Origin of the sequence: uncultured Arcobacter sp. (genome assembly GCF_937982575.1) — a bacterium.
In the GTDB taxonomy this organism is placed as follows: Bacteria; Campylobacterota; Campylobacteria; order Campylobacterales; family Arcobacteraceae; genus Arcobacter.
Window position 1 is genome coordinate 396,288 of sequence record NZ_CALJLR010000028.1, and the last position, 15,193, is coordinate 411,480.

Below are 15,193 nucleotides of genomic sequence, written 5' to 3' on the forward strand. Positions count from 1 at the left end.
ATGGAGTTTAAAAAAAATCTATATCTAGTCTTAGAACATCCAGATAAACATAAATATGGCATGATAGTTCAGTTTATTATTTATGCTAATATTTTTGTAAGTATCTTAGTTCTTTTTTTAGAGACAGAAGAGTCATTAAAGTCTTATAAGTATGTTTTTGAGATTATTAATGAAGTAAGTATTGTGATTTTTACAGTAGAATATATCTCCAGAATTTATAGTATAAATTATATGAATAATCGTAAAAGAAGTAAATATATTTTTACTCCTTTTATGATTATTGATTTACTTGTACTTTTGCCTTTTTATTTATCTTTTTTGAATATAGATTTGACTTTTTTAAGAACACTGAGAATTTTAAGAATATTCAAACTCTTCAGACTTGCTAAATTTATAGAGTTTGATAATATATTAGCACAAATTGTTACAGAGAAAAAAGAGGAGTTTATATTTATTTTAATTGCTTCTGTTATAATATTGTTTACAATTGCACCTTTGGTTTTTTATTTTGAACATGATGTTCAGCCAACAGTTTTTAAAAGTATGTTGGATGCTTTGTGGTGGTCTGTGGTAACATTTACAACAGTTGGATATGGGGATATGTATCCAGTTACTGGAATGGGAAGAATTTTAGCCACTTTCCTAGGTATATTTGGTATAGCTTTTTATGCAATACCTGGGTCAATTTTAACATCTGCATTTTTAGATAAAATGAATCATAAAAAGCATGATAAAGAAGAGAAGAATCTAAAAGAAAATAATAGTGATGATAAATAAGGTCAAAGATGGAAAAAAGAGTATTAGAAATCGAAAAATTAAAAGCTGCCTTAGGTGAAACTATGAGTCAAGAAGATATTGAAAAAAAATTAAGAGAAAAAACACAAGGTACCAAAGAAAATACTTCTACTGACAATGAAGAGATTATAGAAGATGCTGAAATTATAGAAAAAGAAGATGAAATCTCTGTTGATAAACCTCAAGATGTAGAAGAAAATAAAACAGAAGATAAAACAGAAAATAATACAGAAGAAAAAGTTGAAGAGTACAGTGATGATGAATATGTTGAAGAAGTAGAAGAAGTAGAAGATAAAAAAGACAATGATGATCCTGTAACTTTCGAAATCCAAATGGAAGAAATATCTCCTGAAAAATTAGCACTATTAAATAAAAGAAAAATGGAAGAAAAAAATGGCAAAAGTTCAATAAATACTATTATTTATATTTTTTCTTTTATTGCTATTTTATTGATGATTTTTGCAGGATATTTATATTTAAATAAACCTGTTGCAAAAGAAGTTGTTGTTTATAAACAAAGTGAACCAAAAGAGATAATTAAAGAAGTAATAAAAGAAAAAATAGTTCCTTTAGAAAATGAAATTGATGATAAAACTCTAAAAAACTATTTCAATTCACAAAAGTTTGAGATTTATAAATGTTATGATTTTAATGAAGGACAAACTATTTTCCCAAATGAATGTAAAAAATCACTGAAAGAGTTTTTAGCTAAAAACAAAGATAGTTTTAAACTTGAAGTAACTGCTGTAATTTCACCTGATGATAAAGTTATACTTGAAGATGCAAATTTAAATAATGCAGATGAAAAAATTAAAGAGTATATATTAAGAGGTTTTTCTAGGGAGAGAGTACTTGAAACGACTTTTTATATTACAGATGTTTTAAAAGATGATGCAATTTTAACCCCTGTTAATTATTATGTTACCTCTAAAAAATTAAGTAAGGGTATTATAATTAAAGCTTACTATTTAGAAAAATAGTAAGCTTTTTATTTATGAGAGATGTTTTTTTGAATTAGTTTACCTTCTTCATTCATTAAATAAGTAGCTCCAAAACCTAAGACTAAAGATTTTTCTTTAGGTACTAACTCAACAATTTTAAAATCTTTCATTTTTCTAATAAAACTTAGAGTCTCACCATATCTTTTATCAAAAAGTTCAAAATACTCTTCACCATCTACTATCTTACACTCTGCATTAAAATATAATCTTTTTCTTGCAAATATATGTGAAGCATCTTTTTCATCTTCTATTATTAGAACATGGGCTTTTAAACTCTCTTCAATATTTTTAAAATGTGGCATAGCTGAGCTCATAACAGTATAGAATTTATTTGAATCTTCTACAAAGGGAGAATAGCTTGTAAGTGGCTCAATATTTTTATTTACAGTAGAGAGTATCAGTGAAAATTTGTCTTTTGTAAATGTATTAAATGTTTCGATAATTTCACTATTGCTTGTTTTATTCATAAATTTCCTTTTTTGCATTATATATTTAAAATATTAAAATAAATTAAAAAGGTTATTTTAGTAAAATAGTGTAATAAAAGGGATTCAATGAAAAGATTTACAAATGAAAATATGATAGATATAATTGAATATTTAACAGATTATTTAAAAGATAAAGAAGAGAAGTTTATTTGTGAGTTTGAAGTTTTAAATCCTGATATTTCATTAAATTCATATAGTGGAGAGAAGTTTAATATAGATGGTATAGAGTATATATATAGAGGATTTAATTCATGGAACTCTTTAGCTCAAACTCTATTTTGTAAACTTATGACACCAACTCTTATATCTAAGAATTTTATAAAATTGTCATTTATGAAATTAAATAAGAATGATAGTTTTCATAAAAGTACAATTGAACAAAATGAAAAGTATGGAACAGACTCTATTTTTGATAATATCAAAAAAAATGAGGAAGCCTCTTTTATAAACTATTATTTAAATGCATTAAAAAATGTTGATGTAAGTTCTAAAAAAAGAGTTTTAAATTTGGGAATAAATAGTGGTGATGAGTTTGAAGTTATAAAGCAAATCTCTTCAAACTACAAAAATACAGATTTTGTGGGGATTGATTTTTGTAAATCTGCTATTAACAGTGCAAAGAAAAATTTACCAGAGTCAAATTTTTCTTTCTTAGTTGAAGATATAAATAATATAAATAATTTAGATTTAGGTAAGTTTGATTTGATAATATCAATAGGAACTTTACAAAGTACGACTCTAAACTTCAAGACTTTTTTTATGTCATTAGTTCAAGATTATTTAGAAGATAAAGGTGCTATAATTCTAGGATTTCCAAATTGTAGATGGATTGATACAGAGATGATTTATGGGGCTAAAGCTCCAAACTACTCATATTCTGAACTTTCAATACTTTTTAATGATGTAATATTTTGTAAGAAGTATTTACAGCAAAAAAAATATAGAGTTACAATTACAGGAAGAGATTATATTTTCTTAACCGCTACATCGATTAAAAAGGAGCTTGTGTGAAATTTTTATTAATTTATTTATTTATATTTTCAACTTTTTGTATTGCAGAAGATTTCAATAAGCTAAAGAGTGTTGAAGAGTTTAAAAATCATATGTATAAAACGCATAATTATAATAAAAAAGAGTTATCAAATTTATTTTCAGATGTTGAGATTCAAAAGGACTCTTTATGGTTTTATACAAAGAAAAAAAAGAGTGATTATAAAACTTATTATTGGAATGATTACAGCAAGGGCTTTTTAACACAAAAGAAAATTCAAGCAGGCGTTGATTTTTTAAAAGAGCATAACTACTATTTATACTTAGCATATAAAGAGTATAAAATACCAAGTGAATATATAGTTGCAATAATTGGAATTGAGAGTAACTATGGTGGTTTTATGGGTAAACATCCCACCTTTGATACCTTAAGTACATTAGCTTTCAAAGATAACAGAAGAAATAAGTTTTTTAAAAAAGAGCTTGAAGAGTATTTACTTATGACAAAAAAAGAAAAAGTAAATCCAAGAGAGATAAAAGGTTCTTTTGCTGGGGCTATTGGATATTGTCAATTTATGCCTAGCAATTTTAAAAAAGTTGCAGTTGATTTAGATAAAAACAGACAAGTAAGACTTGATAGACCAGTTGATGCAATAGGAAGTATTGCAAACTATTTAAGAATAAGTGGCTGGGAAAGAGGACTTCCTGTTGCTGTTAAAGTTAAATATGATGGTGGGGAGAGATTTGATAAATATAAAACAGGTTATACTACCTCATATAATAGAAATGATTTAATAGGAATCCAGCCAGAAGAAAGATTTTATTATGATAAGAATGTAAGTTTAATAAAGTTAAAAAGAAAAGAGAATGATGAACTTTGGTATGGAACTAAAAACTTCAAAGTTATTACAACTTATAATAGAAGCGCATATTATGCAATGGCTGTTCATCAGTTGGCAAGTAAAATAAAAGAAGAGTATTTAAAAGAAAAAAATAATTAATGATAATTTATATAATTAGGTCTTTTCCAAATCAAGGCACCTCTTACAGGTTCTAATCCTAATATTTGTTTAGGTGTCATAAGTGGTTTAATATCATTTTTGTAAAAAATCTTGAATCCACCTTGAGCTATTTTATTTGCTTCTTCATTATATAAATGATTATAAATTTTTATTTTTGTAGGACCTCTTCCATGTCCATCAATATTGTATAGTAGGTTTATCGAATCATAGTTTTTTATTTGATTTTTACTTCTTAACATTCTTTTATAAAACATGTGAACTAAAAGCATTCTTTTACCTTGAATGTTGTTTTCAATCAAAAAGTTTTGCATCGCTTCTTGAACTTCATTAACATCTTCTGCAAAAATATGCCCTATGAATTTTCCTGGAGGAAATTTTTTGTGTGTTGGAATCTTAAACTCTGGATCAATTGCTAAGTGAACATTTGGATATTTTAAAAATTTTAATATTGGTTTAATAGCTTCAATAGGAGTCATAGTTCCTAATTGAACATCTAAAATTACTGCAAAGTTTTCTTCTTGAGCTTTATTTATATATTTCATAATTAAAGCTTCATTAAGTGGCTTTATGTGGTCTCCATCATTACCAGCTTCTAATGTTGCGATATCTTTAATTATATGATAAGTTGGTACTATTTTTGTTCCATTAGATAACTGTTCATACTCTTTTTTTATAACTTTCATTTTTTCAGTAAGTTCTTCAATATCATACTCTCCCAATATACCTAAAGCTTTAGAGTATGGTCTGCCATAAAAACCTACTAGTATATCACTTGGCATGTAACTATTTTGTATGATATTCTCTTGAATAATAACATTTTCTTGAATGATATTTTCTTCTAGAATATTTTTTTGTTTGATATCACTTTTTATAATATCTTCAGCTATAAGATTCTTTTGAGTTGCATTTGAAAAAGTTATAAAAGCTATTGCAATTAAAAAGACAAAATTTTTTATTTTAAACATTTATTTCCCTATTAATAATTTGCGATTATGCCAAAAAAGTATTGTAATTATCTTGAAAGTGAGATAAATTTTTAATTTTTTAATTTTTCAATTAGATAATCAAGGGATTCTTCTTCAACTGCACCTAAAAATTTTTCAATCATTACCCCATCTTGTGTAAAAAGGTATGATTCGGGAATTCTTTGGATATTATTGAATGCTTTTGCAAGCTTTGCATTATCTGCACCTACTGTAACATCAAAAGTCATCTTATACTCATCCATAAACTCTTTTAAGGCACTCATCTTGATTGGGTCTTGAAAAAGTATAGATAAAACAACAAAGTCATTAGGATATTTTTTTACTAATTTATTAAATATAGGAATCTCTTCTTTACAAGGTGGACACCATGTAGCAAAAAAGTTTATTAAAACTATTTTTCCATTTAAATCTTTTGAAGTCAATATATCTTTATGATACTCTAAAGTTATTTTTTTACCCTCTGTTGTAATTAAATTATATACGTTCTCATTTTTTTTCTCTTTTAGTTCGCTAAAACTTGGAGTCTCTTTTACTACAGTTTGTGCATCATCGCAAGCAGTAAAAAAGAACATTGCACTTATTAAAACTATTAAGTATTTCATTATTTTTCCTTTAGATTTTTATAAATCATTAGTTGCAAAATAAAAAGTAAAAAATATGCAACAAATGATAAAAGAGGGATTGTTATAAAACCAAACCAATCTAGATAAATAGTTGAACAAGGAACCCCTTGTACACAAGGAACCATATCTTCAGATATTATACCAAACATAAGTAAATTATGATAAATGCTAAATGTAAGTCCAATCAAAATGATTATAAAGGTATATTTAAATATCTTATCATCTGGGTATAATAAGTTTATTAGAAATATAAATACTAATGGGTACATAAAAATTCTTTGATACCAACACATTGAACATGGGACAAATTGCATTATTTCACTAAAGAAAAGACTTCCTAGTGTGGCACTTAGTGAAACGATAAATGATAATAAAATATAATTTGGATTTACTCTTTTTTCTTGCATTTATGACCTTTGTGTGAAAATATATCAATTTATTTTTAACAGAAACTTAATTTAAATATATTTATAATGAAATTAAAAATAAAGGGTTAAAATTGACTGAATTATCAATTATTTTATTTATTATAGTAAGTATTGCTTTATTTATCTTGGTATTTAAGCAACTTGGAAATAATAAAAAAGCAAAAAGACCAACAGTTAATACAAAGCAAGATATTGTTGATAGTTATGAAAAACTTATTTTAGATGTAATTGAAAATAATAAGGAAGATAAAGAAGCACTGCTTGAGAAAAAAACTCAGGTTCTAAAAGTGATTTCTAAAGATTTACACAATAATATATATTTTGATGATGATGAAGCAAAATACATAGTATCAAAGCTTGCTCAGCTATAAAGTCTTACTTTTATATTCTTTTGATACAATAATATAACTAACTTTTGGGGTAAATTTTGAAAAAAAACTTCTCTTTATATATTATATTAATTCCTATTTTAGCTGTATTAATCTCTATTACCCTAATAACTATTCATAATATTAAAGAGTTAAATGCGACTGCTAAAGATGATATCAAAGAGTTTACAAAAAACTATTTTATTGAAGAAAAAACAAAAATTTATAATAAAGTACATTTTTTTTCAAATCTTATAAAACTAAAAACAGATGAGTTTTCAAAAGAACAGAGAAATTCAATAAAACAAAATGTTGAGAAAATTGATTATTTTGAGAGTTATTTTTTAGATAATCATAATAAGGCGTATTCAAAAAAACTAAATAAAGCACCTGCTTTAAAAAAACTATTTAAAAATAACTATATAAATATAATTATTGACTTAGATAGTAAAAAAATACTTCTAGATGAAAAAAAAGTTTTTCATAATTTTAAAGTTGAAAATATTAGCGACTTAAATGGATTAAAAGTTTTAAACAAAAACAGAAAATTTGATGAATTTATAGAAATAAAACTTCATAAAAACAAATATCTCTTCTACATAAAAAAACTTAAAGATTCAAATTTATTAATTTTGAGTGGTAATGATAGTAAAAAGTTAGAAGATGAGATTAAAAAGAAGATTCTAAATACCTTATTATATTTTGATACAGATAATAGATACTATATGTTTATTATGGAGATATTTAATAAGCATGGAGGTCATAAGTACGGACAAGTTTTACTTCACCAAGCTAACCCCTCTTTAGTAGGTAAATTTTTAGATGAAAAAAATGAAAATAAAGATATCCAAAAATATAGAAGAGATTATTTGAAGATTATAAGAGAATCTGGGGAAGGGTTTATTACTTATGATTATTTTAAACCAGAGAATAATACTATTTCTAAAAAACTTTCATTTTTCTATTTACAAAAAGAGTGGAATTGGGTTATTGGAAGTGGATTTTACTTTAATGACTTAGAGAGTAAAAAAGAGGAGTTTAGACTCTCAATTGAAGAAAAAATCAAAGAGAGTGTTAAAACTGCATTGCTTGTGGGATTTTTATTGATACTTTTTATCTCAATTGCCTTATATTTTATAACTTCAAAAATAAATCGATTGATAAATAATTATGCAACAAGTTTGAGCGAAAGTAATGAAAATCTAAGAAAACAAAAAGATATTTTTGAAACTTTATTTAATAAATCCTCAGATGGCATTATTATCTATTCTGAAGAAGGTTTAATTATTAACTGTAATGACTCTATTGAGAAAATGTTGGGATATGATAAGTCAAATATACGAAATAAAAGTTTAAAAGATTTTTCACCAAAACATCAATTTGATAATGAATTGAGTATTTCAAAGGAAAACTTATTTAAAGAAGTTGCTTTTAATAATCAAACATATAACTTTGAATGGGTATTTCTTTCAAAAAAGAAAATAAGACTTTTTTGTGAAATTAGAACAACTAGACTTAATTTAGATGGTAAGAATATAGTTCATGTGGTAATAAGAGATATTACATATAAAAAAGAACTAGAGTCAAAGACAAAAAGACAGCAAGTAATGCTAGCTGAGGAGTCAAAAAAGTCTGCCTTAGGTGAAATGTTAACAATGATTGCCCATCAGTGGAGACAGCCACTAAATAATATAAATCTTTTAATCCATTTTGTAAGGGATACCTTTGATAGTGGTAAATTTTCAAAAGATGAATTAAAAGAGATAACTTTAGATATGAAAACACAAATTGAGTATCTATCAAATACAATTAATGACTTTACAAACTTTACAAATCCTAAAAAAGAGTTAACCCTTTTTTGTGTAAAAGATGTTATTACTAAGACATATAATTTAGCAATTGCTCAGTTTGAAAAAAATAATATAAAAGTGTTTATAGAATCTGAAGAGATAAAAGTTTATGGTATAGAAAATGAGTTTATGCAGGTTATTTTAAATATTTTAAATAACTCAAAAGATGCACTTTTAGAGATTGAAAAAAATAGATTACTTTTTATAAATGCAAAAAAAGAAGAGAATAAATTAGTTTTAACTATTAAAGATAATGCTGGTGGAATACCTGCAAAAGTTATATCAAGAGTCTTTGAGCCATATTTTACAACTAAACACAAAAATAATGGTACAGGAATAGGACTATATATGAGTACTGAAATAATTAAGCAGTATAAAAACGGTACTATTGATGTTAAAAATGTTAGTTTTTATCATGAAGAGATATTTTATGAGGGTGCAATGTTTACTATTAAAATAGATTTAGATTAGTTGATTTTTTACAAACTCTTGATAGTGGCCTTCTACATCTTCTAGTTCTTCATGAGTACCACTTTGTACAATCTTTCCAGCATCAAGTACAAATATTTTATCTGCATTTTTAACGGTACTTAGTCTATGGGCAATTGTTATTAGTGTTTTATTTGCAAGTATTGGTTGTAAAGAATTAAAAAGTTTTGTCTCAGTATGAACATCTAAAGCTGATGTTGACTCATCAAAGATTACAACTTTAGCTTTGGATACAATCATTCTAGCTATGGAGAGTCTTTGTCTTTGTCCTCCACTTAATCTTATACCATGTTTACCAACAACTGTATCTAAGCCACTTGGCATATCTTGTATACTTTCATAAAGTTGAGCTATTCTAAGAGCTTCAAATATATCATTATCACTAATATTAGCATTATCCATTGAGATATTAAATCGTAGAGTATTGTTAAATAAAATTGGCATTTGTAAAACTAAAAAAATATTTTCTCTTAAAGACTCTTTATCTATCTCATCAATACTTATATTATTATAAGTAATTTGACCACTATTCTTTTGGTAAAATCCTGAAATAATTTGAGCCAATGTAGTTTTCCCACTCCCACTTGCCCCAATTAGTGCAATTTTATCTTTTGGTTTTATATTAAGTGTTATATCTTTTAAAAGTGGCTTATCAAGACTATATGAGAAGTATAGGTTTTTTATATCAATCTCAACATTACTATTTGAGTTAAGTTTTAAAGCCCCATTATTCTCTTTTTTTAAAGACAATATTTTATTGATTCTCTCTATTGCAGAGTTTGCATTTGCATAGGAGTATTGTATAGATAATATATCTTGTATAGGGGTCATAATAAACCAAATATACCCAAACATAGCAAACATCATACCAATAGATAAATCACTATATGCAACCATTACAAGCCCTGATGCTCTTAAAATCTCAAAGGCAATTAAAAAAATAGTAAAAGAGAATCTTTCATAAGCAATACTTTTATAATTAAATTCATCAGATGTATTTTTTACATTTAGTGCATTTTTAATTGATTGTTTAAAAAAGTATTTCTCTTTATTACTTGCTTTTATTTGTCCAAACAAATCTAAGGTTTCACCTAGATTATCTTGAAACTTTTCAACTGCTTCATTCTCTTTTTTCTTTAGTTTTCCTACATTTTTTGATATACGTTTTGATAAAAGTATAATAAGAGGTTGAATAAACAAAATCATAAACCCTAAAATAGGGTGAATTGTAATCATTACTATTGATACCCCAAGTAGGGTTAGAACAGAAGATATAAATTTACTAGCACCATTTATAATAAAAGCATCTAAAGTATTAACATCAGTTACTAAGTTTGAAGTAATAGCACCAGACCCTAAACTTTCGTACTCATTCATATTTACATCTTTTAGATGTAATAAAACTTTTTCTCTAATTTTAAAAGTTACAAATTTTGATATTCTAGTAAATATCTTAGTTGTTATTGCACTAAATATAAAAAAGAGTATTCTTAAAAATATAACTGCTGCTGTAACAATTGCAATATAGTAAAAAGTATTTCCTGAAGAAAATAGGCTATCGATATTATTTACAAAAAAACCTGGCTTATTTAATAAAACTTCATCTACAAGAGCAGGAAGCATTAAAGGAATAGGAATACTTAATGAAATAGCAATAAAAGTAAAAAATTGTCCCCAAAGGAGATCTTTTTTATTTTCTACGATTAATTTATATATATTTTTGAAGCTTATGGAGTCTTTTTTCATATTTGAATTATAGCTTTGTTATTTTAATAGCATATTAACTCAAAATTATTGTAATTTATTTAAAATATAATTTAAATCAAAAATCTTTTTGGATATTATTTCATATGGAAAAAATCATAAGTACAAGAGAATTAAAAAAGAATTTTTTAGAGTTGTGTAATGAGATATCAAATGATGACTCAAAAGCTTTATTAGATTTAAAAAATACAGAAAAAATAGAATTTATGTTAAAACCTTATTGTACTGAAGAATACCCTATAAGAAAAGTATTACTTACGTATCATAGATATGCAAGTATTGCTTTTATATCAGCAGAGTTTGTAAAAAATGCAAAGGTTTTTATTGATGATGTATTGACTAAATATGTTGTTTTAGCCCTAGTAAATAAACCAGACCCAGATGAAGTATCTGTTGTATACTCAAATGTTGACGCCCTTTCAAAATTTCCCACAAGACCTATATCTATAAAAGATATTATTATATTTTTAGAATCTGAAAATATAGAAGAGAATTTAAAAGAGTTTTATAAAAATAAGCAACTCTTCTTTTAATTTAATATATTTAAAATATCTTCTAGTTTATCAATTTTATATTTTGCTTTTGAAAAGTCTTGAGTTTTAGTAAATTCATTATGTACAATCACACAATCAATATTTGCTTTGTTTGCAGAGATTAAACCACGTTCTGAGTCTTCAACAACTATTGCTTCCTCATTTTTAGCATTGAATTTTTTTAAACCTTTCAAATATGGATCAGGATATGGTTTTGATTTTGCATAGTCTTCTACACATAAAACAAAATCCATAAAGTCAGTGATTCCCCGATTATTGTGAATTATTTCAAAATCTACACGTCGTGAAGTTGTAACAATTCCCATTTTATATTTTTTACTAAGTTCATTTAAAATATCATGTACCTTATCAATGGTAATATTCTCTTTTCTTAAATACTCTTGATAGTATATATCTCTTTGCTTTCTTGCTACTATTATCTCTTTTTGCGTAGCATTTGGGGCTGCTACCCAAACTCCTTTTCCATCTGTCATAATTTTCATGTATTCATCAAAGTGAATATTTACATTAAAAAATTCTTTCAAAGCTCTTTTGCTTGCTTCAAAATAAAAGGGTTCAGTCTCTACTAAAACCCCATCATTATCAAAAAGTATGTATTTTTTATTCAATTATATATTTCTCCAAATAATCTGCAACTTTTAAATTGTGCTCTTTTAACCTATCTTTTAAAAGGATGATTTCAGCTTTACCCTTATTCCAATATAAAGCACCAATTGCATTTTTATAATACTTTAGCTGAAATAGACTTGAAGCAAATATTGGTTTATTATTCATTATATGAATTTTATAATATTGACTAATAAATATAATATCACTTTTATAGATTTCTTTTGTATATTGTATATTTTTAAATTTGTATATTGGATTTCCAATATTGTAAATTAGTATCTTATTTTTATCTGGGAAAATACCTTCAAAAATTTTTTCATGAAGTTTTGAATAAACTACTTCAGCTTTTGCAAAAGTAATTAAAATAAATAGTGTAATAAAAAGTTTTCTCATATAATACCTTTAAAAAGGCTATATAGTATCTAAAAGCAATTTAAAGTATTATTTGAGAAAGTTTTATGAATTATTCATATGGTTTTGGAGTTGGTGGAAGCTCTCTAAAAGATTCTTTTATTGCATTTGTTATACTACTTCTGTATTTGTAATTTTCAACTGGATTACTAAATTGCAGTAATTCTTTTGCATTCTCTAATCCTCTTTCTTTTTTATAAACAAAGGCAACTTTTTTGCCCATATCTTCAATCCTATTGAACAAAGTATTACAATATGTTCTAATAAAAGTAAACTCTTTTTGGCTTATCTTATCTCCCCAACAAAAGAAAATAAACTTACCTGATGGAACTAGGTTATTTGCATCTAGATACATAATATCTCTATCAAATTCAGTATTTTGAGCTGTATAGTATTTTTCTAAGTCTTGGTCAAATTTCATAAGTAAAGATGAAGCATTAATATTTTTTTCTATTAAGTTAAATAGACTTTTCATTTCAACTAATTTACCTTTTAATCTAGGTCCAATAGCATGCTTAAATACTGTAATATATGTTTCACATTTAAGTTCAACAAATTCACCAAACTCTTCAAAATCTTGGTCAAGTAAGAATTTTTCTGAATCATATCCTACGGGAGTTACCACAGGATTGTATATAAAGATAGTTCCTTGAATATTGTTTTTTATATCTTTAGTTGTTTTAAGCATGTTTTTTATATCTTTTGCAGTTACTACTTCATCATCATGATTAAAATAAAGATAACTAGATGTTAAAAATACCTCTTCATATTTAGTCTCGATTTTACCAAAATATTGCATTTATACCCTTCGACTTTTTTTATTTTGTGATTATATTAAAAAGTTTCATTCTTTATACTTATATAAGAATAATTATCTGTTTTTTAAACTATTTAATAGGCTTAAAAGATTTTCTGGTTCAACTAAAACACCATGAACTCTTGTGGCAAAGTGTAGGTGTGGACCTGTTATTCTTCCTGTATCTCCAGAAAGTCCAATTAATTGACCTTTTTTTACTACATCATTCTCTTTTACAAGAAATTTACTTAAGTGAAAATAACAGGTATATACCCCTTGTCCATGATCTATTATGATTGAATTTCCTGCATAGAATCTATTTTTTGCTAATTTAACAACTCCACTATTTGAAGCAATAATATTAGTTCCTACTTCTGCTTTAAAATCTATACCACTATGAAAACTTTTTAATGTATTATTATAAACTCTTTTTGTACCAAACTCACTTGTTATTTTGCTATACATTGGCAATATAAAATCTCTATTCCAAAGTATTTTTTCACTTGCAAAATTATATATTTCCATAGCCTCTTTATACTCTTTTTGGGTACGTATCTTGTCATTATTTTTTGGATTTACTTTTGATTTTTGTACTTTTATTTTTTCACTTTTATATTTGGCATCTCTAATTCTAAGCTTTGCAGAAGTAAATTCTCTTTTTTTGTTTTTTACATATGAAATAATCACTTTTTGTGGTCCTATTTTTTCGTAATAAGAGATTGGAACAAGTGCATAAAAATAGTTTTTTCTAAATGGATTTTTATAAAAAGGAAGATTCAAATCTTTAAAAGTCAGCTTTACATCTGAGATTCTTTTTCCATATATTTCTAAAAGTAGAGTTTGTGCATTTTTTATTGTAGGTGTATAAAATAGTCTTATATCAGATGTTTTTTTTCTTACAAGTAAATCTTTTGCATCTCTTATATTTTTTTCATATTGATAGATATTTATAGGATTTGTAAAGGCAACATTGCTAAAAAAGATTAAAAGTAGGGTAATTCTTAGATAATTCATAGTCTCTTAAAATTCATTTCCTTCTATTAAATTATAATCAAACGATGTAACTATACCATCTTCTACATTGTAAGAAACTTCAATAGGACGACAACATACTTCACAATCATCTACAATTTCTGTGTAACCAAATACACCAGTATCAAGTAGTATTGTAATAGCTTGTTTACAATAGGGACATGTTAAATTTAACTCTTCCATCTTAACACCTTTTAAAATGTATAATATCATATTTATAACAAACTTGCTATAATCGCACAAAATTATGAAAATTACTGGAGAGATTTATGGGTAGAGCCTTTGAATATAGAAAAGCAGCTAAGATGAAAAGATGGGGAAATATGTCAAGAGTTTTCCCTAAACTTGCAAAAGCAATTGAGATGGCAGCAAAGGCTGGAGTACCAGATCCTGAGATGAATTCTGCACTTAGAACTGCTATATTAAATGCAAAAGCTGAAAATATGCCAAAGACAAATATTGATGCAGCTATTAAAAGAGCATCAGGAAAAGATTCAGCAAACTTTTCTGAAGTTAACTTTGAAGGAAAAGGTCCTCATGGCGTTTTAATTTTTGTCGAAACAGCAACAGATAACAATACAAGAACAGTTGCAAATGTTAAAATGTACTTTAATAAAAATGGTGGTTCTATGGCACCAACTGGTTCACTAGAATTCTTTTTTGATAGAAAAGCGATTTTTGAGTTTAATAAAACTGAAGATATGGATATTGAAGAGCTTGAGTTAGAGTTAATTGATGCTGGATTAGAAGAGATTGAAGAAGAAGATGGAGTTGTTTTAGTAACAGCTGATTATAAAGATTTTGGTACTTTAAATAAAGCATTTGAAGATTTAGGAATTGAACTTACAAAAGCAAAACTTGAAAGAATCTCAAATAACCCTCAAGAGTTTACAGAAGAACAACAAGAAGATATTGGTAAGTTATTAGAAAAAATTGAAGATGATGATGATGTTCAAGCTGTTTATACAAATATAGCATAATAATATA

The 15,193-nt window shown here is 25.8% G+C and carries 18 protein-coding genes; 8 read left to right on the forward strand and 10 right to left on the reverse strand.

The window, feature by feature from the left end; translation table 11 throughout:
• Together Q0617_RS15185 and Q0617_RS15190 are read left to right on the forward strand one after the other, a co-directional pair.
• Window positions 1–777, forward strand: coding sequence for an ion transporter (locus Q0617_RS15185; protein WP_298754615.1), 777 nt, complete (start codon window positions 1–3; stop codon window positions 775–777).
• 8 nt (window positions 778–785) lie between these two features.
• Window positions 786–1,775, forward strand: a complete 990-nt coding sequence (locus tag Q0617_RS15190; RefSeq protein WP_298754619.1) for a hypothetical protein — start codon at window positions 786–788, stop codon at window positions 1,773–1,775.
• A gap of 8 nt (window positions 1,776–1,783) precedes the next feature.
• Here Q0617_RS15190 and Q0617_RS15195 read toward each other — a convergent pair whose 3' ends face one another.
• Window positions 1,784–2,263, reverse strand: coding sequence for a pyridoxamine 5'-phosphate oxidase family protein (locus Q0617_RS15195; protein ID WP_298754621.1), 480 nt, complete (start codon window positions 2,261–2,263; stop codon window positions 1,784–1,786).
• An 87-nt stretch (window positions 2,264–2,350) separates the two neighbouring features.
• Between Q0617_RS15195 and Q0617_RS15200 the strand changes: the two genes are divergently transcribed.
• Entirely contained in the window at window positions 2,351–3,295 is a 945-nt protein-coding gene (locus tag Q0617_RS15200) for a methyltransferase domain-containing protein (protein WP_298754623.1), read from the forward strand.
• The gene (locus tag Q0617_RS15205; protein WP_298754625.1) at window positions 3,292–4,275 is read left to right on the forward strand and encodes a lytic transglycosylase domain-containing protein; all 984 of its coding nucleotides are present in this window, start codon (window positions 3,292–3,294) and stop codon (window positions 4,273–4,275) included. Before Q0617_RS15200 ends, Q0617_RS15205 begins: the two co-directional genes overlap by 4 nt.
• Here Q0617_RS15205 and Q0617_RS15210 read toward each other — a convergent pair.
• From Q0617_RS15210 to Q0617_RS15220, 3 genes are all read right to left on the reverse strand, one after another.
• Window positions 4,272–5,261, reverse strand: coding sequence for a hypothetical protein (locus Q0617_RS15210; RefSeq protein ID WP_298754626.1), 990 nt, complete (start codon window positions 5,259–5,261; stop codon window positions 4,272–4,274). The genes Q0617_RS15205 and Q0617_RS15210 overlap by 4 nt on opposite strands.
• A gap of 71 nt (window positions 5,262–5,332) precedes the next feature.
• On the reverse strand, window positions 5,333–5,884 hold the full coding sequence (locus Q0617_RS15215) for a TlpA disulfide reductase family protein (protein ID WP_298754628.1): 552 nt from the start codon (window positions 5,882–5,884) through the stop codon (window positions 5,333–5,335).
• Window positions 5,884–6,312 carry a disulfide oxidoreductase gene (locus tag Q0617_RS15220; protein ID WP_298754630.1) on the reverse strand — a complete coding sequence of 143 codons (429 nt, stop codon included), beginning with the start codon at window positions 6,310–6,312 and terminating at the stop codon, window positions 5,884–5,886. The genes Q0617_RS15215 and Q0617_RS15220 overlap by 1 nt, the downstream gene beginning before the upstream one ends.
• Window positions 6,313–6,404: 92 nt before the next feature.
• Here Q0617_RS15220 and Q0617_RS15225 point away from each other — a divergent pair, with 92 nt between their 5' ends.
• Window positions 6,405–6,704, forward strand: coding sequence for a hypothetical protein (locus tag Q0617_RS15225; protein WP_298754633.1), 300 nt, complete (start codon window positions 6,405–6,407; stop codon window positions 6,702–6,704).
• A gap of 56 nt (window positions 6,705–6,760) precedes the next feature.
• Window positions 6,761–9,022 (forward strand): cache domain-containing protein, encoded by a 2,262-nt coding sequence (locus Q0617_RS15230; RefSeq protein ID WP_298754634.1) that lies wholly within the window; start codon window positions 6,761–6,763, stop codon window positions 9,020–9,022.
• Here the strand turns inward: Q0617_RS15230 and Q0617_RS15235 are convergent.
• Window positions 9,014–10,786 (reverse strand): ABC transporter ATP-binding protein, encoded by a 1,773-nt coding sequence (locus Q0617_RS15235; RefSeq protein ID WP_298754637.1) that lies wholly within the window; start codon window positions 10,784–10,786, stop codon window positions 9,014–9,016. The genes Q0617_RS15230 and Q0617_RS15235 overlap by 9 nt on opposite strands.
• A 104-nt stretch (window positions 10,787–10,890) precedes the next feature.
• On the opposite strand from Q0617_RS15235, the gene Q0617_RS15240 reads away from it, so the two are divergent.
• Window positions 10,891–11,337, forward strand: a complete 447-nt coding sequence (locus Q0617_RS15240; protein WP_298754639.1) for a hypothetical protein — start codon at window positions 10,891–10,893, stop codon at window positions 11,335–11,337.
• Here the strand turns inward: Q0617_RS15240 and Q0617_RS15245 are convergent.
• The 5 genes from Q0617_RS15245 to Q0617_RS15265 form a co-directional block, all read right to left on the reverse strand.
• Window positions 11,334–11,966, reverse strand: coding sequence for an HAD family phosphatase (locus Q0617_RS15245; protein WP_298754642.1), 633 nt, complete (start codon window positions 11,964–11,966; stop codon window positions 11,334–11,336). The two genes, Q0617_RS15240 and Q0617_RS15245, sit on opposite strands and share 4 nt — an antisense overlap.
• Window positions 11,959–12,360: a hypothetical protein gene (locus Q0617_RS15250; protein ID WP_298754644.1), complete on the reverse strand. Its 402-nt coding sequence runs from the start codon at window positions 12,358–12,360 to the stop codon at window positions 11,959–11,961. The genes Q0617_RS15245 and Q0617_RS15250 overlap by 8 nt, the downstream gene beginning before the upstream one ends.
• Window positions 12,361–12,430: 70 nt before the next feature.
• The gene (locus Q0617_RS15255; protein ID WP_298754646.1) at window positions 12,431–13,177 is read right to left on the reverse strand and encodes a hypothetical protein; all 747 of its coding nucleotides are present in this window, start codon (window positions 13,175–13,177) and stop codon (window positions 12,431–12,433) included.
• 72 nt (window positions 13,178–13,249) lie between these two features.
• On the reverse strand, window positions 13,250–14,188 hold the full coding sequence (locus tag Q0617_RS15260; protein ID WP_298754648.1) for a M23 family metallopeptidase: 939 nt from the start codon (window positions 14,186–14,188) through the stop codon (window positions 13,250–13,252).
• Between the two features lie 6 nt (window positions 14,189–14,194).
• Window positions 14,195–14,389: a CPXCG motif-containing cysteine-rich protein gene (locus Q0617_RS15265; protein WP_298754649.1), complete on the reverse strand. Its 195-nt coding sequence runs from the start codon at window positions 14,387–14,389 to the stop codon at window positions 14,195–14,197.
• A gap of 86 nt (window positions 14,390–14,475) precedes the next feature.
• On the opposite strand from Q0617_RS15265, the gene Q0617_RS15270 reads away from it, so the two are divergent.
• Window positions 14,476–15,186 carry a YebC/PmpR family DNA-binding transcriptional regulator gene (locus Q0617_RS15270; protein WP_298754651.1) on the forward strand — a complete coding sequence of 237 codons (711 nt, stop codon included), beginning with the start codon at window positions 14,476–14,478 and terminating at the stop codon, window positions 15,184–15,186.
• Window positions 15,187–15,193: the final 7 nt, after the last annotated feature.